Origin of the sequence: Marinimicrobium sp. C6131 (assembly GCF_026153455.1) — a bacterium.
In the GTDB taxonomy this organism is placed as follows: domain Bacteria; phylum Pseudomonadota; class Gammaproteobacteria; order Pseudomonadales; family Cellvibrionaceae; genus Marinimicrobium.
Genome location: NZ_CP110629.1, coordinates 872,184 through 894,310, shown reverse-complemented (window position 1 = coordinate 894,310; position 22,127 = coordinate 872,184). Strand labels below are relative to the sequence as shown.

Here is a 22,127-nt window from a genome sequence, read left to right as displayed (position 1 = left end):
CCTAGCGCTTGCGCGGCGAAGGTTTGCCCGTGGAGTCCCGCCGGATCAGGCTGGAGCTCAACATGCTGGCAGGCAACTGGACATCTTTGCCCTTGAGCTGCTTCAACAGTAGATCGGTCGCTTTCTGCGCCATAGCCTGAATCGGCTGACGCACGGTTGTCAGAGACGGCCAGATCTGGTGAGCGACAGGCGTATCATCGAATCCGGCCACCGACAGATCCCCGGGAATACGCAACCCCTTCTGATGAGCGACCATCATCACACCGGCCGCCATATCGTCATTGGCGGCGAAAATGGCGGTGGGAACTCTGTCGAGGGAGAGCAGCACGTCCGCCGCCTCTTCACCGGACTCGAACGAGTTATACCCCTGCACCACCAGCGCCTCGTCCAGGGCAATATCATTCTCCACCAGTGCCGCCCGATAGCCTTCAAATCGATGGCTGACCGCCCGATGATCCGGGTGTCCCGCAACAAACCCGATACGTTCGTGCCCCAGGGCGATCAATTCGCAGGTCATATCGTAAGCCGCTTCCGCATCATTGGTTTCAACGTAGGGGCTGATGGCCTTATCGATGGTGGGCGCGATGCGTACAAACGGCAATTGCCGTTCTTTCAACACCGCCAGAATCGGCTCTACGTCCGATAGCGGCGGGGTCAAAATGAGCCCATCGATCCGGGTCTGACGCATCAGGTCCCGCACTTCCCGGCCAATGTCGGGATCCTGGTGATTGCAGGGGTGGATCAACACATCGTACCCCTGAGCGCGGCAGGTCGACAGCACCCCATCCTGAACATCGATGACGTAGTTGGCACTGGGGTTGTCGTACAGCAGACCAATGACATAAGAGCGGTTCCCGGCCAGGCTGCGCGCCGAGAGATTCGGTCGGTAATCCAGCTCATCAATCGCCTTGAGCACTTTGTCCCGCGTTGCCTGCCGGACGTTTGGCTCCTTGTTCACTACCCGGGACACGGTTTTGATGGAAACGCCCGCCAGGGCGGCAACATTGTCGATGGTCGCTTTGGCCACAAAGAGCTCCGTCGGAAGTAGCTGGAAGACGCACTATCCTGAAAAGACGCCCCGTTGACAAGTGCTCAAACCCGTTGTGTCGCATTTTTCCCGACCTTGAGGCGGTTTCCCCTGCGCCCATCAAGAAAATTGTCCAAACGGGGTGACAGCGCTGTCAATTTATTCTATAGTGGCTTTACCTTGAGGGCGAGCGACATCGCCCCTGGGGCCTGAAAAATCGGCAATTTTTCGGTCAAAAAGAACTGACAAGGGATGTTTGATAAACGGCGCCAATGAGCAGTAACGACGATCGGCAACGTCAGGCGCCCTAAAAGAAAACCCCCAGTCCACACCGGACTGGGGGTTTTCTTTGTCAATACAGCAGGGTAAACAGCTTTCGCTGATACTCGATCGCCAACGGATCGCCCTTCCCCAACGCTGCAATGATATCGGTCAGGGTTTTACGGGCCGCGCCGTCGGCGTAGCCCAGGTCCTTGCGCAATACCTCAATTAACAGCTCCAGTGCCGGCTTCTGGTACCCTTCCTGGTTGTACTGAACCGCCAGCTTATAGCGCGTTTCCAGGTTGTCCGGATCGGCCTCAAGGGCCTTCTCCAGCGCCTCGATCTCCGGGGTCTTGGCGGCCTGCTTTTTCAGCTCAATTTTCGCCTTGACCTGCTCGTACAGCGTATCCTGATCCGCGAGCTTGACGTTGGCCAGGGTTGCCTCAGCTTCTTCGAGCCGGTTGAGCTCCACCTGGGCGTGGGCCACCATACAGGCGACCTGAGGATTTCGACCGGACTCTTCATACACCCGCTGCAGAACAGGCAACGCCTCTCCGTACTGACCGGCCTCCAACATGGCCTGAGCCTCCTGAAGGTCCCGCTCCCACGCCTTGGGCAAGTGTTGCTCAAGCATCTGCCGTACCTGAACTTCTGATTGCGCGCCGGTAAAACCATCCAGAGGCTGGCCATCTTTGATCAACATCACCGTGGGCAGACTGCGAACCTGAAACTGCGAGGCCAGTATCTGCTGCTCGTCCGCATTGATCCGGGCGAGCAGGAATTCGCCATTGTATTCGTCGGCGAGTTTTTCCAGCAGGGGCATCAGGGTTTTGCATGGGCCGCACCAGTCGGCCCAGAAGTCCACCAGTACGGGACGCTTGAAGGATTCGTCGATGACGTACTGTTGAGCGTTGTCCAGGGTAATATCAATGACGTTCATGGTGGTCAGTGCTCCGGGCGCATATGGGGGAACAATAGCACGTCACGGATGGAGGCGGCGTTGGCGAACAGCATGACCAGACGGTCGATGCCGATGCCCTGCCCCGCGGTCGGCGGCAGGCCGTATTCCAGGGCGCGCACATAGTCCGCGTCGTAGTGCATCGCCTCGTCATCTCCGGCGTCTTTTTCCCGCACCTGCTCGCGGAAGCGCTCGGCCTGGTCTTCGGCGTCATTGAGCTCCGAGAAGCCGTTGGCCAACTCGCGGCCACCAACAAAGAATTCAAACCGTTCGGTCACCTCGGGTTTGGCATCCATTCGCCGCGCCAGGGGTGAAACTTCCGTGGGGTATTCGGTAATGAAGGTCGGCTGATCCAGCTTCTCTTCGACCGTGGCCTCGAAAATTTCGATCTGCACTTTGCCCAGGCCCCAGGAATCCTTCAGCGGAATCTTGAGACCTTCCGCAACGGCGCGCGCACCTTCAAGGGTACTGATCTGCCCGGCGGTAATATCCGGATTGTACTCCAGAATACTGTCGAACACGCTGATCCGGCGGAAGGGGCTGCCGAAGTCGTATTCGCTGTCCTGGTACCTGACCACCGTAGAACCCATCACGGTTTCGCACAGCCCGCGCAGCATGTCCTCGGTCAGGTCCATCAGGTCGTTGAAGTCGGCATAGGCCTGATAGAACTCCAACATGGTGAATTCGGGGTTGTGGCGAGTCGACAGGCCTTCATTACGGAAGTTGCGGTTGATTTCATACACCCGCTCAAAGCCACCCACCACCAGGCGCTTCAGATACAGCTCCGGGGCAACGCGCAGGTACATGTCGATGTCCAGCGCATTGTGGTGGGTAATAAACGGCCGGGCGGTGGCACCGCCGGGAATGACCTGCAGCATGGGGGTTTCCACTTCCATGAAGCCATGGCCGTCAAGATAGTTGCGAATGTAGCTGATACACCGGGAGCGCAGCCGGAAGGTGTCGCGCACTTCCGGGTTGACGATCAGGTCCACATAGCGCTGGCGGTAACGCTGCTCCTGATCGTGCAGGCCGTGGTACTTTTCCGGCAGCGGACGCAGGGACTTGGTCAGCAGTTGATACTGCTCCATATTGACGTACAGGTCGCCCCGGCCCGAGCGGTGCAAAGTACCGCTGGCGCCGACGATATCCCCGATATCCCATTGCCCCCAGTGCTCCTTGATGGCTTTCTGGGTGTCCTTGTCCGCGTACAGCTGCACGGTACCGGTGGCATCCTGCAGCACCATGAAGGGGCCCCGCTTGGCCATGATCCGACCCGCCACGCTGGCGGTCAGGCCGGCGCCTTCCAGGTCCTCTTTGGATTTGTCCTGGTGTGCCGCCTGCAGTTCGGCGCAGGTATTGTCGCGACGGAAATCGTTCGGGAAGGGATTGCCCTTCTCGCGAATGGCCGCCAATTTGGAGCGACGCTCGGCAATAAGGTTGTTTTCGTCCTGGGGGGCGTTGGGCTTGCTCATGGCATCTCTAACGTTGGGGAGTGAATGAACAGGGCCTGATTACAGGCCCGCTTTCAGACTGGCGACAATAAACGGGTCCAGCGCACCATCCAACACCGACTGACAGTTGCTGGTCTGGACACCGGTGCGCAGATCCTTGATGCGCTGATCGTCCAGCACATAGGAGCGGATCTGGCTGCCCCAGCCGATATCAGCCTTGTTGTCTTCCATGGCCTGCTTTTCCGCATTTCGCTTGAGCATCTCCTGCTCGTACATCTTCGCGCGCAGCATCTTCATGGCCCGATCGCGGTTCTGGTGCTGGGAGCGCTCACTCTGACAGCTCACCACAATACCCGTGGGCACGTGGGTGATTCGGACCGCCGAGTCGGTTTTGTTCACGTGCTGGCCACCCGCACCACTGGCGCGGTAGGTGTCGGTACGCAGGTCACCCGGGTTGATATCGATCTCGATATTTTCGTCAATCTCCGGAGACACGAACACCGAGCAGAACGAGGTATGACGACGGTTGCCCGAGTCAAAGGGCGATTTGCGGACCAGCCGGTGCACCCCCGTTTCCGTGCGCAGCCAGCCAAAGGCGTATTCGCCCTCGAAACGGATGGTGGCACTTTTGATCCCCGCCACTTCGCCGGCGGACACCTCTTCCAGTGTGGTTTTGAAGCCCTTGTTCTCACCCCAACGCAGGTACATGCGCAGCACCATTTCGGCCCAATCCTGCGCCTCGGTACCACCAGAGCCCGCCTGGATGTCGAGATAGGCGTTGTTTTCATCCACTTCTCCGGAAAACATCCGGCGAAACTCCAGAGACTCCAACTGCCCATCCAGGCGCTCGATTTCGGCCGCCACGTCGTCAATGCTGTCGGCGTCATCCTCCTCGACCGCCATATCCAGCAGTTCGCGGCAGTCCGCCACCCCGGTGTCCAGGTCCTCGATGGTCTTTACCACCAGCTCCAGTGAGGAGCGCTCCTTTCCCAGTGCCTGGGCACGATCCGGATCTTCCCAGACGTCGGGCTGACCCAGCTCCAGTTCAACTTCCGTCAGACGCTCTTTCTTGTGAGCGTAGTCAAAGATACCTCCTGAGCACATCGGTACGCTCAGTCAGGTCTTTCAATTGATTCAGTAGCGGATTGATTTCCATAAGTTCCAAACCGATTGTCACGTCACCGGCCGACCGGGGTAATGGGCCGGGGACAGGGTGAATTCAGGTGGGGGATCGCCCCAATCAGGGCGCGCATTCTAACGCACAAGGCCGCACCACCGCCAGTGCTCCGGCCCGACAGCCCATTGGACAAAATCGCGATAGAAGCCACAAACTGACGCCCTGCCTCTGTAAAAAACCGCAAAAACCGTGGACAATGCTCAGGCCGACTTCTGGCACCATGGACAGAGACACCAATAACAACAGAGCCCTGCGGCTTTGAACCAACCCGGAGCGACCGGCATGAACCATCCACTACTGTCGATACTCACGCCCATGTACAACGAATCGGGCGGAATTGACCACTTTTTCCGGACCCTGGAGCGGTCACTGGAAAACGTCCCGGTTGATTATGAAATCATCTGTGTGGACGATGGCTCCGCCGACGACACACTCCTGCGCCTGCGCTCTCACGCCGAACGCAACCCGCGAATCAAGGTGCTCGCACTCACCCGTAATTTCGGCAAGGAGGCGGCGATGACCGCCGCACTGGACTTTGCCCGCGGTGATGCCGTACTGCCGATTGACGCCGACCTGCAGGACCCGCCGGAACTGATCGGCCAGATGGTGGAAAAATGGCTCACCGGCGAATACGAAGTGGTCTACGCCAAACGCGCCTCCCGCAAGGCCGACAGCCTGATGAAGCGCAAAACCGCCCAGTGGTTTTATCGTCTGTTCAACAAAATGAGTGAAATCCATATTCCCGAAAACGTCGGGGATTTCCGTCTGATGGACCGCAAGGCGGTGGATGCCATCAAACTTCTCCCGGAAAAAGACCGGTTTATGAAGGGTCTGTTCTGCTGGCCCGGCTTCCGGCACACGGTCATTGAATTCGACCGGCAAGAACGCGCCCAGGGAGAGAGCAAATTCAACTACTGGCGCCTGTGGAATTTTGCCCTGAGCGGCATCACCTCTTTCAGCACCTTTCCCATCCGGGTGGGCACCTACCTGGGCCTGATCGTTTCATTCTGCGCCTTTGTCTTCGCCGTGGTGGTCATTATTAAAACCCTGACCACCGGGGTCGATGTTCCGGGCTATGCGTCCACCATGGTGGTCATTCTGTTTCTGGGGGGCATCCAGTTGTTCTTTCTGGGGCTGCTTGGAGAGTACGTGGGCCGAATTTACAAGGAAGTGAAAAACCGACCCATCTATCTGGTGGCGGCCAAGTGGGGCTTCGATGACGATCAGACTGCTTAGACAGCTGGTCTGCTTCGGGATTGTTGGCGTCGCCGCGACCCTGACCCACTACCTGATGGCCCTGGGCAGCCATGAGGGACTGGGCCTCAACCTGTATGCCGCCAACCTGCTGGGCTATGTGACCGCCATGACCGTGTCCTTCTACGGCCATGGCTGGCTGACCTTCCGGGTGACGCTGACCCGCTCGACCCTGCAACGCTTCGTGATCGCCTCGGTCTCCACTTTCCTCTCCAGCGAAATACTTCTCTGGGCACTAGAGACCGGCACGTCGCTCCCCCATCGAATCACCCTGAGCATCGTAGTCATATCCGTGCCGGTAGTCTCTTTTATCCTCAATAAGTTCTGGGTCTATCGCCCCGGATCAGCTGCCAGTGGCACTTAGGACCGTGAAGGGGAACTCCTTTCAAGACCGTAAGCGGAGGGACTCCGCGCGTCGAGCCCCTATGGACGCCCCACATGGATGTGGGAAGTGTCCCGAAGCGCAGGGAGCGCGAAGGGGACCGGGTTCACGGCGTGTCTTGAAAGGAGTTCCCCTTCACGGTCCGGACGCTAAACAAGCTTAAAGGGCATTGGCTGGGCCAGAGAATCAATGATCGCACATTCCGCGTTATCATCCCCGGCGCAGTGCTTCGCCATGGTCACCAGGGTATCCCGCATCGCCTCCAACCGGGCCAGTTGCTCATCCACCTGAGCCACCCGCTCCAACACCAGTGCCTTGACCTCCGCACTGCGGCGGTGAGGATCCCGGTAAAGATCGAGCAATTCCCGGCATTCATCCAACGTGAACCCCACCGCCCGGGCACGCTGCAAAAACTGGAGCTGCTCCACATCCACCAGCCGGTAATCCCGATAACCATTGCTCGCCCGATGCGGAAGCACCAACCCAATACTCTCATAATAGCGGATGGTTTTCGGATTCAATCCGCTCCGCTCCGCCGCTTGACCGATATTCATCCATCCACCTCCCACAAGCTACCGGCCGATTGGCCAGCAAAGATTACACTAACTATAACCTTTTAAGTGGCGCCTGACTACTTATTGATCAATATCGGCCAGAAACGTCCCGGTAAACAGTGTGACAAGGCGCACACTTAAACGGCATTTTTGCTATCTGCATCAAAGACTTACAAATTATATTTGACAAATAGAATGAAAAGTCTAGATTAGACATTAAACACCGAGCCGGAGTGGCCGCCATGGAATACCTGAGTATGACCAGTCCCGAGTGGGAAACCATGTGGGATCAACTTGCGGAAGACCGCCTGAATCAGGGCGATCCGATCTGTGAATTCGCCGGCCAGGCCTGGGAGTACATGGGGTCAACCAAAGACCACCACCACTTCCGCCACCCCTGCCACCCGGCCACAGAGAAAACCGAGTACATCTACCTAGAGCGCGCCGGCGTCGCCTTCGCATGGGCCGTCTGACTCAAGGCCAAGGCAATCAATAAGCGGCAGGTTGCGCGTTGCACGCAACCTGCCTGCCGAAACCGACTCAGACACCAATATTCTTGAGCGTCTCCAAAAGCTCCCGCATCACCGCCGCCGTACGCGGATGCTCAGCCGCCATCTCCTCGACCAACAACTCCAGAGTATCCAGCGGCACCGGCTCACCGTACTGATCCTTCGCCCCCTTCGGATGGGTGTGTAACTCCAACTGCTCCATCAGATGCTTCTGCTGCTCACTGGGTTCCTCGTTGCCATACATCTCATGCAACTGGGTAATCAGACTTCTGGCTTTTTCCTGGGGCATAAAGACCTCGTTTTTGGGGGTTAACTTGGTTCGCTGACTTTGGAATGTTGTATTCGACTCTACCTTGCGTGCTTAGTGGTGGATGACGAACCATAACGCTGCACTCAGCTCCACCCTACAAACACTTTCTTACCAGCGGAGCATGGATTGTGGCACGGAGGCTCGTCAAGGTGGATAGTGTTTGGAGACTCTCGAAGGCATGGATGCCGACGTGAAGCCCCCAGGGATGGGTTTACGGCGGGTCTCCAAACACTATCCACCTTGACGGGCCGGAACCTCTACTCGGCTCCACACAACTAATTATAGACCCTACTGATTCATTAAGTTTCGGCGTTTGGCCTCTCGGGCTTCCCGGGCCGCGACGCCATACTCCTTCCAGTGGCCCTTGCGCCAACGCCACCACTTGATCACCGCCCGCACCGACTCATCCACAATCGCCGCCGACATCACCCCGTAAATTCCCCAACCCAACGTAATCGTCAGCACATACGCCAAGGGTACTGAAAACAACCAAATCACCGCAATCGTCGAATAGGAAATAAACGCCGCATCCCCCGTCGAACGCAACGCCGCTCCCATCACAATATTCACCGTGCGGGCCGGCTCCGACAAAAACGCCAATACAAACACCCAAAAGCCGAACGCCAGAATCGCCGGGTCATCGGTATAAATTCCCAGCATCTGCTGATTGAACACCACCCACAGCAACGCCAGCGCGCCCGTCCCCCAGATCGCCACCTTCACACTGTGACGCATCTGCCGGTCCGCCTCGGCAAACTCGTTGCGCCCTACCCGCTGCGCAATAATCACCTCCGTGGCCATGCTCAGGGCGACCGAAATCATCAGGCAGAACAGAAAGGTATTGAAGGCATACACCTTGACCTTCAACGCCATGTCCCCCACCCCGGCGACAATCCAGTTCAACATGATCATGTACATATTGAACGACACCGGCTCCAGGCTCGCCGGTGCGGCAATCCGCAGTACCGGCTTGATCAGCGACCGGAACTCCCGAACCCCCTGCCGCAGGGGCAGCCGCAGGCGGAGCTTGAGGTGAACGATACTGAAGGTGAACACAAAGCTGCAGAAGATCGCCGCAACGCTGGCCATGGCCACGCCGTCCACGCCCATCTTGGGGACGCCAAACAGCCCGAATACGACAATGCTGTTGCCCAGGATGTTGGCACCGAAGAAGATGAAGTTGCTGATGGTGTTCCATTTGGGTTCGCCGTACACGTTGAGGATCGTCTGGTAAGACGCTCGCAGGCCCCAGATGGCCACCATCCAGCCGATGATGCCCAGGTAGGTTACCGCATGGCCTTCCACGGTATCGGACAGGGGCATCCAACTGGCAACGTAAGCGCCGCCGGTGTTGATGGCCAGTGCCGTGAGCACCGCCAGACCCATGATCAGCAACACATAGGCCATGATGGTGGCGTTGGCGGTGTCGTATTTGTCAGCCCCGATGCGCTGGCTGGCGATGCTGGAGCCGGCAAAGGCGGTGACCATGAGCAGGGTGTTACCGGCGAATACCAGGGGCGATATGGCGCCGACGGCGGCCGCGGCGCTGTCGGAGATCCGGCTCAGGAAGAACATGTCGGTGAGCGGAATGGTAAAGGTCACCGCCTGATCCACCAGCATGGGTGCACTCATGCCCCAAAGGCCTTTGTCCAGAACGCGACTTTTTGGTTGATGACTCAAGAATGGGCCTCGTTGCGGTGTAGATAGTTAAGCGTTTATGTAAAGCGGCGTAGGTTCATCACGGCCGGACCAAGAAGGGGGAATACCCTTGTGAGACCGTCACCCGCCTGGACGGCGGGTGATGAGCCTACAGGGATGTATTCACGGCGTGTCTCACAAGGGTATACCCAACCGCAGCACTCAAGTCGAAGTCCCGCAATAAAACAATCCCCCCCCTACGCCGCTTCGCGCAATACTACGGCGGGTGGGGTGGTGACCACGCTGCGGCAGCTCAGGGCGCCCAGGACGCCGACGAAAGCGGCGCCCAGGATCGGGCCCAACACCCAGAAAAGGTAATGCGGCCGGATGGGGATTTCCAGGACGAAATGCTGCAGACTCATCAACAGTGCCTCCGAACCGAGCACCGCTATCAACCCCGACAGACCACCGAGAATTGAAAACTCCGCCCAGACACTGCCCACCACCAACCGGCGCGGACTGCCCAGTGCGCGCAGCAGACCCGCCTCCTGCTTGCGTGCATCCAGGCTGGTCGTTACCGCGGCCAGAAGTACCAGAATGCCGCCGATTACCGTCAGCACCAGAACCAACTGAATGCCCTTGGTCACCTGGGTGACAATCGAGCGGATCTGCTCGAATACCCGATCCAGCTCGATCAACAGAATGGTGGGGTATTCGCGCATCAGATCGTTGATCAATGATTTCTGGCTCGCCGAGACATAGGCACTGGTAATGTAAGTCGCCGAAAAATCATCCAGCGCACCGGGCTCAAAAATGAAGAAAAAATTCGGGTTCATGGAACGCCAGTCCAGCGTCCGCAAACTGGCCACCTCGGCTTCCAGTGTCAGTCCGCCGATCGAAAACCGCAAGGTATCCCCCAGCTCAATGCCCAGCTCACCGGCCAGCTCCTGCTCCACCGAGACACCGGGTAGCTCGCCACCGGACCACTGGTCCCACCACTGCCCGGCCACGACCTCATTGTCTTCCGCCAGGGTGTCGGTCCAGGTCAGGTTGGCTTCGCGGTTCAGCCGTTCCCGAGACTTTTCCTGCTCATTGATGTGCGTCAGGCGACCCCTCACCATGGGATACAAGGGTTGCCGGTCCACGGATTCACTGTCCAGCATGGCCTGTACCGGCTCGACGTCTTCGGGCGCCACATTGACCAGGAAGTGGTTGGGCGCATCCTCCGGCAACTGCGCTTGCCAATCCTGTATCAGCGAGGTGCGCACCACGGTCAGGGTGATCAGCAGCATGATCGCCACCGAAAAGATCACCATCTGCACCAGGCTGTGCCCGCGCCGGCGCTGCAGATTGGCCACCGCCAGGCGCCAGACGCTACTGGCCCCGGTGGTGAGTTTGCGGCTCAGGTGCAGCAGTCCAAGGCCGAGGATGGCGGTCACCACAACCACCACCAGCAGTGCCGCGACCACACTTGCCGCCAGTGCCCAATCCCGGCTGAACAGTACCACCAGCAACACCACGGCCAAGAGCGCCAGTACGACCTGAGTCCAGACCTGGACTTTATCGACACTCAACTCCCGACGCAGAATTTTCAGGGGCGGCACCTTGGGCAGGAACCACAGGGCCGGCAAAGCGAAGAACACCAGGCACACCAGACCACTCAACACACTTAACACATAGGCCAGCCAACCCGGTTGGGCCAGGTTCAGGGCAAAAAAGCTCGACAGGCCGTAAGCGACCAACTGCTGGAAGCCTTCCCCAAGGCCGACACCGAAGACCGAGGCCACCAGTGACAGGAGTATCAGTTGACTGAAGTAGAGGTTCCGAATACGCTGGCTGCCCGCTCCGAGGCTTTTCATCAGAGCGACCTGATCCACATGACGATCGGCAAACTGGCGCGCCGCCAGCCCGATGGCAACCCCGGCCAATAGAACGCCCACCACGGCGGCCAACAGCAGAAACTGTTTGCCGCGATCCAGAGTCTCAGCCAGATTGCGTTGGGAGGATTCAATGTCCACCACCCGATAGTGGTCGGTCAGTTGCGGTTCCAGCCAGGCTAAAAAACCTTCCAGATCAGCGGGCCGATCGGCGGCCAACAGCCATTGGTAGCTCACCCGGCTGCCCGGTTGCACCACGCGGGTCGCCGGCAGGTCCTGAAGGTTCATCAGGACCCGGCCACCGGTCATGAAAATGGAACTGGCACCATCGGGTTGGCGCACCAGAACACGGCTGGCCACCAACTCCGCTTCACCGACACCAAAGGTATCACCCAGCTCAATGCCCAGCAGGGGCAGCATGCGCGCGTCCACCCAGGCTTCACCCGGCGCCGGGATGCCAGTGGCTACCTCCGGGGGTGCGGTGGTCCAGGGTTGATCGGTGGTTTCAACCACACCACGCAGCGGGTAGCCCTCGTCCACCGCCTTGATGGAGGCCAGGTGCATTTCGTCACCCCGGTACACCATGGAGGAAAACTCCACCAGGCGGGACTGCTGAAGATCGCGTTCATCGGCTTCCTCCGCCCAGGCCGGATCATGGGGTTGGGATGCCCGGACCACCCGATCCGCCCCCAGCAGGTTGTTGCTTTGCTGTACCAGAGTGGCTTCAAGCCGATCGGTAAAAATGGCAATGGCACTGACCACCATCACGGCCATCACCAGGGCGATGCTCAACAGTCGCACTTCCCCGCTGCGCCAATTGCGCCAGAGTAATCTTGCCGCCAGCATTGGCTCAGGCCTCCTCTGGCACGGGGTCGATTTCCGGCTCGAGAGAACCGGCCACCAGGTGAACGCGACGACCACAGCGCTGGGCCAGGCGCTCTTCGTGGGTAATCAGAATCAGGGTGGTGCCCTGTTCGCGATTCAGTTCAAACAACAGGTCGATGATTCTGGCACCGGTGTGGATATCCAGGTTGCCCGTGGGTTCATCGGCAAACAGCACCTTGGGCTGACTGGCAAAGGCCCGCGCCACCGCCACCCGCTGCTGCTCACCGCCGGAGAGCTGTTGCGGGTAATGGGTCAGACGCTCGGCCAACCCGACCCGGGCCAGATAGTCCTGGGCACGGCTGCGCGCATTCTTCATGCCGTGCAGCTCCATGGGCAGCATGACGTTCTCCAGCGCGGTCAGGCCCGGCAGCAGTTGGAACGACTGGAACACAAAACCGACGGACTCGGCCCGGACCCTTGCCCGCCCCTCCTCGTCCAGCGCCGTCAGCGTCTGGCCACACAGTTGCACCTCACCGAAACTCGGCAGATCCAGCCCCGCCAGAATACCCAGCAGCGTTGACTTGCCGGAGCCCGAGGGGCCGGTGATTGCCACACTTTCGCCCTCCGCCACCGAAAGGGAAATGCGGTGCAGAATGGTCAGTTGCCCTTCTGCGGTTGAAACCACCTTGCCAACGCCGTTGGCCTGTACCAGTGCCCTGGAAGTCATGAAATGTCCTGGTTCGTCAAAAAACAGAGTGACCTATTGCACCTTGGTTACGAGAGGGTGTCAAAACGGTTCACAATTCTTTACGGTGACCTCTGGTCACCCGATCAGCGTACCTATGCAGTGTGAGCCCCTCAGAGGTTATGATTGCATCTGTGTCCACCCACTCAGCCGGAACCACCCATGACGTTACACCGCACACTGCACTGTATCTCCCTCGCCCTGCTGCTCGCGCTCGCCTCCGCGGCATGGGCCGAATCCCCCCGCATCCTTGTGTTGGGCGACAGCCTGAGTGCCGCCTACGGCATTGATGAGGAAGAAGGCTGGGTCAACCTGCTCGACGAGCAGCTTGAGCGCGAAGGCTACCCCCATACCGTCGTAAACGCCAGCGTCAGCGGTGAAACCAGCGAGGGGGGGCTGAAGCGCCTTCCCCGGCTGCTGAGAGAACACAACCCGGAATGGGTGATTCTGGAGCTGGGTGGCAATGATGGCTTACGCGGTTACCCGCTCAGCGATCTGGCGGACAATCTCACGGCCATGATTCAATTGAGCCGGGAACAGGGGGCGGAGGTGTTGCTGCTGGGCATGCAGATTCCCCCCAATTACGGTCCGCGCTATACCGACCAGTTTACGGCCGTGTATCCGCAATTGGCCCAGGAAGAAAGTGTGCCGCTGGTGGCGTTTATGCTCGAAGGCGTCGCCACGAAAGATGAGTTGATGCAGCGGGATGGTATTCACCCCAATGCCGAGGCGCAGCCAAAGATTCTGGAAAATGTGTGGCCCACCCTACGCAAGGTGCTCACGCCGGCTCCAGATACTCCACCATCAGCTGCACCGATTGACGCCCGCGAAACTCATTCACATCCAACCGATACGCCAGGCGCACACGTTGCACCGAGGGATTCGGCCACAGCTCAGGATCAATATTGAACGCAATGGCGTCCACCAGATGTTGCCCCTGTGAGTCCAGAGCCAACGTCATCTTCAGATGTTTCTCTCCCACCAGACGCTGCTGAGCCAGAGCAAACTCCCCATCGAACAAGGGTTCGGGAAAGTGCTGTCCCCAGGGGCCCGCATTGCGCAGCAGACTGGCCAGTTCAAGATTCACTTCCGCGGGTGTCAGATTGCCGTCACTGATCAACACCGGCTGAAGATCTTCCGGCTGTAACTGGCGCTTCACTTCGTCATCGAAGGCCTGTTGAAACGCGTCGAAATTCTCCCTTGAGAGCGTCATACCCGCCGCCATGGCGTGGCCGCCGAACTTGTTCAACAAGTGTGGGTGGCGTGCCGCCACGGCATCCAGCGCATCGCGGATATGCAAACCGGGGATGGAACGGGCCGAGCCTTTGATCTCCCCGTCTCCCGCGTCGGCGAATACGATCACCGGGCGGTGCAGACGATCCTTGATACGCGAAGCCAGAATACCGATCACGCCCTGATGCCAATTGCCATCGTACAGGCAGAGCCCCCAGGGCAGGGCCTGATTTTCTTCATCCAACTGCAACCGATTGAGCATGGCCACCGCTTCTTTCTGCATGCCGCCTTCAATCGCCTTGCGGTCGCGGTTGAGCTCATCCAATGTCAACGCCATTTCCCGGGCCAGTTCATCGCTGTCACACATCAGACACTGAATGCCCACCGAAATATCGTCCAACCGCCCCGCTGCGTTCAGGCGCGGGCCAATGGCAAAGCCCAGATCACTGGCCACCAGCCGATGCATCTGTCGCCCGGCCACATCCAGCAGCGCGATGATGCCCGGACGCGCCACACCGGCCCGAATCCGCTGCAGCCCCTGGGAGACCAGAATCCGGTTATTGTGATCGAGCGGCACCACATCCGCCACGGTGCCCAGCGCCACCAGATCCAGAAAGTTCGCCATATTGGGCTCGGGCTGGCCCTGGGCAAACCAGCCACGCTGACGCAACTCCGTCCGCAGACCATTCATCACATAAAAAATCACACCCACGCCCGCCAGGTTTTTACTGGGAAAGGGACAACCCGGCTGATTGGGGTTCACAATCGCCTCCGCGGGTGGCAGCTCGTCCCCGGGCAGGTGATGGTCGGTCACCACCACCGCGATGCCATGCGCCTGCGCCGCGCGCACGCCCTCGACACTGGAAATACCGTTATCCACCGTCACAATGACATCCGGCGCCATCGCCGCCGCCACTTCCACGATCTCCGGCGTCAGCCCATAACCGTACTCAAACCGGTTGGGCACCAGAAAATCCACACTCGACAGACCCATGGCCTGCAGTGCCATCACCGCCAGCGCCGAGCTGGTGGCGCCATCGGCATCGAAGTCGCCCACGATCAACACATTGGCCTGGGCTTCGACGGCATCGGCCAACAACGCCACGGCTTCAGGCAGACCTTTGAAGGTGGGCTTGTGCAGGTGTTGGAGTTTGTGAGAGAGCTCCTCGGCGCGGGAAACGCCACGGAGGCGATACAACCGATCCAGCAAGGGTGGCAGGTCACCGGCCAGTGGCGTGTCCGGGGCCTGTTCGGGGGCGGTACGGCGGAGGATGGTTTTTTGCATGAGGTCCGTCGGTGAAAATAGAGGGATTCGGCTTTGGTTACGGCGGATGCGCCTTCGGCTTATCCGCCCTACGCGATCCTTGGCACGGAGGGACGGGAAGGGGAAGCCCTTTCAAGACCGTAAGCGGAGGGACTCCGCGCGTCGAGCCCCCAGGGATGGGTTTACGGCGTGTCTTGAAAGGGCTTCCCCTTTCCGGCCCGGGCGTGAGGAACTCACTGCACTCAATCCGGGCCGCTTGGCGCCCTACGCTTTCAGATTTTTGGCGATGTAGGACTGCACGGTGCCGATGTCGTTGGCCAATACTTCGTAGCGCTCTTCACGCTGGAACAGATCCGCCATGTGGTGTGGCAGGGCCGGATCGGCATCCTGACCGGCCTTGCGCACCGCCTCCGGAAACTTCGCCGGATGGGCCGTGGCCAGGCAGACCATCGGAATATCCTGACGACGGCGCGTTTCGCGGGCCGCTTTCAAACCGATCGCCGTATGCGGATCCAGCAGGTATTCAGTGCGCTCAAACACATCGCGAATCACCTCCAGCATCACATCATCATCCACCTTGTAACTGCTGAACAGCTCACGCGCCTTCGACAGCGCCGACTCATCCAGATGCATGGCGCCAGACTTGAAGTCCTCCATCAGAGCGCGAATCTTGTTCCCGTCGCGGTCGTACAGATCAAACAACATACGCTCAAAGTTACTGGACACCATGATATCCATACTCGGCGACAGCGTATGCTGGAGCGGCTGTTTGCTGTGATCATTGCCGCTCAGACAACGATGCAGAATATCGTTGCTGTTGGTGGCGATCACCAACTGATCGATCGGCAGTCCCATGCGCTTGGCCAGATAACCGGCAAAAATATCGCCGAAGTTACCGGTAGGCACCGAGAAAGAGATCGGACGTGCCGGTGCGCCCAACGCCAGGCCCGCGTAAAAGTAGTAAACGATCTGGGCCATGATACGCGCCCAGTTGATCGAGTTGACCGCCACCAGTTGGCGATCTTCGGGCAGAAATGACTGATCGCCGAAACTGGCTTTCACCATATTCTGGCAATCGTCAAAATTGCCTTCCAACGCAATGTTATGCACGTTGTCTTCCAGCACGGTGGTCATCTGCCGGCGCTGTACATCCGATACCCGCTTGTAGGGGTGCAGAATATAAATATCGATGTTGTCGCAACGACGGCAGCCTTCAATCGCCGCCGAACCGGTATCACCGGAGGTCGCTCCCATCACCACCACTTTCTGCTGGCGTTTTTTCAGCAGGTGATCGAGCAGATGGCCGAGGAACTGCAGGGCGAAGTCCTTGAACGCCAGGGTCGGGCCCTGGAACAGTTCCAGAATCCATTCGTTGTGCGCCGTCTGCACCAGAGGCGCAATCGCGTCGTGACGGAAGCTGCTGTAAGCCTCACTGATAATCTGCTTGAGTTCCTCATCGGACACGGCGCCCGAGACGAACGGCGCCATGATCTTGAACGCGAGTTGTTCGTAGGAGAGGCCCGCCCAGGAGGCAATTTCTTCCCGGCTGAATTCCGGCAGCGTTTCCGGAACATAAAGGCCGCCATCCGGCGCCAACCCGGTCAGGACTACGTCTTCAAAATCGAGGGCCGGGGCCTGACCCCGAGTGCTGATGTATTTCACTTCAATGGCTCCACACGGATGCGGGTAATCGGGCCGGTGATGGAGCTCAGGGATTCGATCTTGATGATCGCCTCCACCAGTTGCTTTTCCACAGCCCGGTTGGTCAACAGGATCAAGGGGACGATTTCTTCTTCGTCTGCGGCTTCCTTCTGGATCAGGGCTTCGATGCTGATGCCGGAGTCACTCAGAATTTGCGCGACCTGAGACAGTACCCCGGGTTTATCCAGAGCCGACATGCGCAGATAGTACGCGGTCTCCACCTCTTCGATGGGCACGATTTCCAGTTCGCTGCGCAGCTGTTCCTGCTGGAAGCCGAGGTAGGGAACCCGATGCTCGGGATCGGCGGTCAGAGTACGTGCGACATCGACGATATCTGCCAACACCGCCGAGGCTGTGGGCTCGGCACCCGCACCGGCGCCGTAATACAGGGTCGGGCCAACGGCGTCGCCCTTGACCAACACAGCGTTCATCACGCCATCTACATTGGCAATCAGGCGCTTCTGGGGAATCAGGGTCGGATGCACGCGCAGCTCAATGCCCTTGGGCCCTTTCTGGGCAATCCCCAGATGTTTGATCCGGTAACCCAGCTCCTGGGCGTACTGGACGTCCTGGGGGGCAATACGGCTGATGCCTTCGGTGAATACTTTGTCGAACTGCAGGGGAATACCGAAAGCAATGGAGGCCAGAATCACCAGCTTGTGCGCGGCGTCGATGCCCTCGACATCAAAGGTCGGATCGGCTTCGGCGTAGCCCAGCTCCTGGGCCTCTTCCAGCACTTCGGAAAAGCCGCGGCCCTTGTCGCGCATTTCGGTGAGAATGAAATTGCCGGTGCCGTTGATGATCCCCGCCAGCCACTCGATCTTGTTGGCAGACAGGCCTTCGCGGATGGCCTTGATGATGGGGATACCACCGGCCACCGCTGCTTCGAATGCAACCGTAACGCCTTTTTCATTGGCGGCGGCAAAAATCTCGTTGCCGTGCTCCGCGATCAGGGCCTTGTTGGCGGTAACCACATGCTTGCCGTGCTCAATAGCTTTCAGAATCAGCTCCCGGGCCACATCAATCCCGCCGATCAGCTCGACCAGAATGTCGATGTCCGGATTGGTGGCGACGTCAAAGATATCGCGAGTGACATTGAGCCCTGAGATGTCGCAGTCCACATCGTCACGACGACAGGCGACCTGGCCAATAACAATGTCACACCCGGCGCGGGCGTTGATCACCCGACTGTTGCGATGAAGGACATTGACCGTGCCGCTGCCTACGGTGCCGAGGCCACAGATACCTATTTTGACCGGTTTCAAACTTCTCTCCCCCAAAAATGAGCCCTGCTGGTAAAAGGTGACGCCCGCCAACGCTGGGTGCGGGCGAGCGAGACCGGCTATTCTACTGGAATGCGCGCCCCGGAGCGAGGCGCGGGCGAGCAACCTTACTGGGCCGCTCGCGAGGTGTCAATTGGCGACAGGGATGGGGCCGTCAGAGCCCGAGAATCTGGGCGAGTTGCGCCGGTGGTACATACCCGGGCTGAACCGTCCCGTTGGGCAGCACCAGAGCGGGGGTTCCGTTCACACCGAACTCGCCACCGAGGCGGTAGTGCTCAGCCACCGGGTCATTGTCACAGGCTTTGTTCTCCACTGACTGGAGGTTTTTCAGGCGATCCAGTACGGCCTGCTGATCGTCCGCACACCAGGCGGTTTCCAGCTTTTGGGCGGAGGGACTGCCCACACCGGCCCGAGGATAGGCCAGGTAACGAATTTCGATGCCCAGATCATTGTAGCCAGGCTTGGTTTCACCACCGTCCTGATAGGCGGTCATCTGGCTGTGCAGCCGGCGACAATAACCGCAGTCAACGTCGGTGAATACATACACTACCGCCTTGCTCTCCCCTTCCGGGGCGAAGGCGATGGTGTCTTCTTTATCCAGCTGAGCGGCAAGCTGCTTGCGCTTTTCGACCACCGCCGGATCTTCATAGCGTCCAAAGCCACCGGGCTCAATGGTGAACATATCACCGGCGATCATCAATTGCGCATCGGGGGAAACATAAAGCACCGGTCCGCCGACCACACGCGCCTGATACAGGCCTTCAATGGGGGACGGGCGCACGTCGGTAAACTCAAAATCGGGACGCGCCTCGGAGAGGGCTTTCAAAATACGATCCTCGGTGGACATCTCCTGAGCCTGTGCCGTCACGACACCCATCAGGACCATCAGACCAACCGCCACTTGCTTCAACATAATGTTTTCCTGTCACAAATTCAAAGTATTCAACGACCCCGACGCGTCATCCCCGCGGGTGATGCTGGCGATGCTGCTCCTGCATCCGCGCCCGGGCGACATGGGTGTATATCTGGGTAGTGGACAAATCACTGTGGCCCAGCAACAACTGTACGACCCGCAAATCCGCCCCATGGTTCAGCAAATGGGTCGCAAAGGCATGCCGCAAGGTATGGGGCGACAGGGGCTTATCAATGCCCGCCACCAGCGCCCAATGTTTAATTCTGTGCCAAAAAGTCTGGCGAGTCATCTCCCGGGCGCGAGTACTGGGGAAGAGTACTTCACTGGGCACATTATGCAAGAGCACAGGTCTCGCTTCCTGCAGATACCGGGAGATCCAGTCGATGGCCTCCTCTCCCAGGGGCACCAGTCGCTCCTTACTGCCCTTGCCCATGACCCTGACCACGCCCTGACGCAGGTTGACCTGCGCCAGGGTGAGCCCCACCAGCTCACTGACCCTCAGACCACAGGCGTAGAGGACCTCGAGCATGGTACGGTCGCGAAAGCCCACTGGATCTTCGAGATCCGGCGCCAACAACAGTCGCTCGACATCGGTTTCGGTCAGGGATTTGGGCAGAGACCTGGGCAGTTTCGGATTATCCACGAGGGCCAGGGGGTTCTCCTCCAGCCGCCCTTCGCGAATCTGGTGGCGATAAAATCCACGGGCGCACGAGAGAAAACGGGCGGTGGAACGACTGGAATAACCTTTTTTATGGCGATACGCGAGATAGTCGTAGACGGCGATGGCATCCAGCGTCATCAACCCCCTGCCCTGCTCGACCAGCCACTGCGCAAAGGCCTCAAGGTCGCGCCGATAGGAACCCAGAGTATTCTCACTGAGGCCTTTTTCCATCCAGATGGCATCGAGGTATTGCTCGAGCGTTTGACTCTCTTGGGCGGGTAGGATCACAGTAATCGTCAGTCAGGTTTCGGCATTTGAGCGAGAATAGCATAAAAAAACCGGAGCCAAGGCCCCGGTTTTTTTCGAACGGATCAGCGTATCGCTCAGGACAGCTTTTCCTTGATGCGAGCCGCCTTGCCGGTCAGATCGCGCAGGTAGTACAGCTTCGCCTGGCGAACATCACCCTTACGCTTCACCTGGATGCTGTCAACCTGACGGCTGTGCACCTGGAAAGTACGCTCAACGCCCACACCGTGGGACACCTTACGCACGGTGAACGCCGAGTTCAGGCCACGGTTACGCTTACCGATAACCACACCTTCAAACGCCTGCAGACGCTCGCGGTTACCTTCCGTTACCTTTACCTGTACCACCACGGTGTCGCCCGGGGCGAATTCCGGTACATCCTGTTTCATCTGTTCGGCGTCGAGCGCCTGAATGATCTTGTTAGTCATGCCTAGTCTCCTGAGAGTCTGTAGCTTCACAGCTAGAGTTAAGTGCTTCAAGGTCCCGACGAAAGTCCGTCAACAGCGCATGCTGTTCCTCGGTTAGGTTAATTGCTTTTAGCAAGTCTGGCCGTTTCTGCCAGGTCCGCCCCAGCGCCTGTTTCAGGCGCCAGCGCCGAATTCTTTCGTGGTCACCGGACAGTAGCACTTCCGGGACCTCATGCCCTTCAAAATTTTCCGGGCGGGTGTAGTGTGGGCAGTCCAGCAGGCCTTTGGTAAAGGAGTCCTGCTCTGCCGACTGGGCGTGACCCAACGCCCCCGGAATCAGGCGGGTCACCGCGTCTATCACCACCATGGCGGGCAACTCCCCGCCGCTCAGAACGTAGTCGCCAATGGACCACTCCTGATCGATCACCGTCTCCAGCAACCGTTCATCAATTCCTTCATAGCGTCCGGCCACCAGCACCATCGGGCCATAACCGGCCAGAGTCTCTACGCCGGACTGATCCAGCGGGCGCCCCTGTGGCGACAGATAAATCACCGGCGCTTCCTGACCGGCCCATGCCTTGGCGGCCGCAATGGCGTCGCGCAGTGGCTCCACCATCATCACCATGCCGGGGCCACCACCGTAGGGCCGATCGTCTACGGTGCGGTGCTTATCCCGGGTAAACTCCCGGGGATTCCAACACTGCACGTCGATCAGGCCCTGCTTGACCGCCCGTCCGGTCACACCGTAGCCGGTCACCGCCTGCATCATGTCCGGAAACAGACTGACCACCGCCAATCGTACCGGCTGTGTTTCAGGCGCTTCGTTCAAAACTCCGGATCCCAGTCCACCTCGATACGCTCTGCCGCCAGGTCCACCCGGCGTACAAACTGTTCGGGCACATAGGGAATCAGCCGCTCGCTCTGGTCAATGCTCTGGGCATCGCCCTGCACCACCAACACGTCATTCGCGCCGGTTTCCAGCAGTCGCGTCACGGTACCCAGGTCCTGCTCCTGACCACCCCAGTGGCTGACGACCCGAAGGCCCTGCAACTGGTGCCAGTAATAGTCGTCACCCTCCAGTTCCGGGAGCAGCTGCTTTTCCACCGCAATGGTCACCCCGGTATAGAGGGCGGCCTCATCGCGGTCGTCTACGCCCTTGATGTGCGCGACAAACCCTTTACCGTGAGGACGACTGTCGTCAATTTCTACCGCTTTTACCCCCCGGGCGGTCTTCAACCACCAAGGGCCGTAGCCGAACAGGTTCTCCTGTGGCTCGGTATAGGAGTGAATTTTTACCCACCCCTGAATGCCAAATACGGCCGTGATACGCCCGACGTCAATCAGGTTTGACCCCTTGTTGCGGGTTCGGGCGTCAGCCATCGTCAAGCGCG

At 59.1% G+C, this 22,127-nt stretch carries 20 protein-coding genes and 1 pseudogene; 4 read left to right on the top strand and 17 right to left on the bottom strand.

Translation table 11 applies throughout. The annotated features are described in order from the left end of the window. Position 1 precedes the first annotated feature (1 nt). From OOT55_RS03805 to prfB, 4 genes are all read right to left on the bottom strand, one after another. A complete protein-coding gene (locus OOT55_RS03805; protein WP_265367825.1) occupies positions 2-1,027 on the bottom strand; it encodes a LacI family DNA-binding transcriptional regulator in 1,026 nt (341 codons plus the stop codon). A 352-nt stretch (positions 1,028-1,379) separates the two neighbouring features. After that, positions 1,380-2,228: a thioredoxin gene (gene trxA, locus OOT55_RS03800; RefSeq protein WP_265367824.1), complete on the bottom strand. Its 849-nt coding sequence runs from the start codon at positions 2,226-2,228 to the stop codon at positions 1,380-1,382. 5 nt (positions 2,229-2,233) lie between these two features. Continuing rightward, positions 2,234-3,718: a lysine--tRNA ligase gene (gene lysS / locus OOT55_RS03795; protein WP_265367823.1), complete on the bottom strand. Its 1,485-nt coding sequence runs from the start codon at positions 3,716-3,718 to the stop codon at positions 2,234-2,236. A gap of 39 nt (positions 3,719-3,757) precedes the next feature. After that, a protein-coding gene (prfB, locus tag OOT55_RS03790) for a peptide chain release factor 2 (RefSeq protein ID WP_265367822.1) occupies positions 3,758-4,853 on the bottom strand; the annotation gives its coding sequence in 2 pieces (ribosomal slippage) (positions 3,758-4,780 and positions 4,782-4,853; 1,095 coding nt in all). A gap of 303 nt (positions 4,854-5,156) precedes the next feature. Here prfB and OOT55_RS03785 point away from each other — a divergent pair. Both OOT55_RS03785 and OOT55_RS03780 read left to right on the top strand, forming a co-directional pair. After that, positions 5,157-6,110, top strand: coding sequence for a glycosyltransferase family 2 protein (locus tag OOT55_RS03785; RefSeq protein WP_265367821.1), 954 nt, complete (start codon positions 5,157-5,159; stop codon positions 6,108-6,110). Next, complete coding sequence (locus OOT55_RS03780) at positions 6,091-6,492, top strand: GtrA family protein (RefSeq protein WP_265367820.1); 402 nt, start codon at positions 6,091-6,093, stop codon at positions 6,490-6,492. Before OOT55_RS03785 ends, OOT55_RS03780 begins: the two co-directional genes overlap by 20 nt. A gap of 167 nt (positions 6,493-6,659) precedes the next feature. On the opposite strand, the gene cueR is transcribed toward OOT55_RS03780, so the two are convergent. Continuing rightward, positions 6,660-7,064 carry a Cu(I)-responsive transcriptional regulator gene (gene cueR / locus OOT55_RS03775; RefSeq protein ID WP_265367819.1) on the bottom strand — a complete coding sequence of 135 codons (405 nt, stop codon included), beginning with the start codon at positions 7,062-7,064 and terminating at the stop codon, positions 6,660-6,662. A 242-nt stretch (positions 7,065-7,306) separates the two neighbouring features. Between cueR and OOT55_RS03770 the strand changes: the two genes are divergently transcribed. After that, positions 7,307-7,537, top strand: coding sequence for a 4-diphosphocytidyl-2C-methyl-D-erythritol kinase (locus tag OOT55_RS03770; protein WP_265367818.1), 231 nt, complete (start codon positions 7,307-7,309; stop codon positions 7,535-7,537). A 67-nt stretch (positions 7,538-7,604) separates the two neighbouring features. Here the strand turns inward: OOT55_RS03770 and OOT55_RS03765 are convergent, their stop codons facing one another. The 4 genes from OOT55_RS03765 to OOT55_RS03750 form a co-directional block, all read right to left on the bottom strand. Beyond that, positions 7,605-7,862, bottom strand: a complete 258-nt coding sequence (locus OOT55_RS03765; protein WP_265367817.1) for a DUF4404 family protein — start codon at positions 7,860-7,862, stop codon at positions 7,605-7,607. Between the two features lie 309 nt (positions 7,863-8,171). Then, a complete protein-coding gene (locus OOT55_RS03760; RefSeq protein WP_265367816.1) occupies positions 8,172-9,563 on the bottom strand; it encodes an MATE family efflux transporter in 1,392 nt (463 codons plus the stop codon). 215 nt (positions 9,564-9,778) lie between these two features. After that, positions 9,779-12,244, bottom strand: coding sequence for an ABC transporter permease (locus OOT55_RS03755; RefSeq protein WP_265367815.1), 2,466 nt, complete (start codon positions 12,242-12,244; stop codon positions 9,779-9,781). A 4-nt stretch (positions 12,245-12,248) separates the two neighbouring features. Then, complete coding sequence (locus OOT55_RS03750; protein WP_265367814.1) at positions 12,249-12,950, bottom strand: ABC transporter ATP-binding protein; 702 nt, start codon at positions 12,948-12,950, stop codon at positions 12,249-12,251. A gap of 180 nt (positions 12,951-13,130) precedes the next feature. Between OOT55_RS03750 and OOT55_RS03745 the strand changes: the two are divergent. Next, positions 13,131-13,706 (top strand): annotated as a pseudogene (locus OOT55_RS03745) (arylesterase); the annotation flags it as partial. Between the two features lie 40 nt (positions 13,707-13,746). On the opposite strand, the gene recJ reads toward OOT55_RS03745, so the two are convergent. The 8 genes from recJ to rimM form a co-directional block, all read right to left on the bottom strand. Beyond that, positions 13,747-15,486, bottom strand: coding sequence for a single-stranded-DNA-specific exonuclease RecJ (gene recJ / locus OOT55_RS03740; RefSeq protein WP_265367813.1), 1,740 nt, complete (start codon positions 15,484-15,486; stop codon positions 13,747-13,749). Positions 15,487-15,729: 243 nt separating this feature from the next. Next, complete coding sequence (gene thrC, locus OOT55_RS03735) at positions 15,730-17,127, bottom strand: threonine synthase (protein ID WP_265367812.1); 1,398 nt, start codon at positions 17,125-17,127, stop codon at positions 15,730-15,732. Continuing rightward, entirely contained in the window at positions 17,124-18,431 is a 1,308-nt protein-coding gene (locus tag OOT55_RS03730) for a homoserine dehydrogenase (RefSeq protein WP_265367811.1), read from the bottom strand. The genes thrC and OOT55_RS03730 overlap by 4 nt, the downstream gene beginning before the upstream one ends. 172 nt (positions 18,432-18,603) lie before the next feature. After that, a complete protein-coding gene (locus OOT55_RS03725) occupies positions 18,604-19,362 on the bottom strand; it encodes a DsbC family protein (RefSeq protein WP_265367810.1) in 759 nt (252 codons plus the stop codon). 46 nt (positions 19,363-19,408) lie between these two features. After that, positions 19,409-20,254: a site-specific tyrosine recombinase XerD gene (xerD, locus tag OOT55_RS03720; protein WP_416140992.1), complete on the bottom strand. Its 846-nt coding sequence runs from the start codon at positions 20,252-20,254 to the stop codon at positions 19,409-19,411. Positions 20,255-20,406: 152 nt separating this feature from the next. Continuing rightward, complete coding sequence (gene rplS, locus OOT55_RS03715) at positions 20,407-20,757, bottom strand: 50S ribosomal protein L19 (RefSeq protein WP_024459910.1); 351 nt, start codon at positions 20,755-20,757, stop codon at positions 20,407-20,409. Further along, the gene (gene trmD / locus OOT55_RS03710; protein WP_265367808.1) at positions 20,750-21,565 is read right to left on the bottom strand and encodes a tRNA (guanosine(37)-N1)-methyltransferase TrmD; all 816 of its coding nucleotides are present in this window, start codon (positions 21,563-21,565) and stop codon (positions 20,750-20,752) included. Before trmD ends, rplS begins: the two co-directional genes overlap by 8 nt. Then, positions 21,562-22,116, bottom strand: coding sequence for a ribosome maturation factor RimM (gene rimM, locus OOT55_RS03705; protein WP_265367807.1), 555 nt, complete (start codon positions 22,114-22,116; stop codon positions 21,562-21,564). Before rimM ends, trmD begins: the two co-directional genes overlap by 4 nt. Between the last annotated feature and the right edge of the window lie 11 nt (positions 22,117-22,127).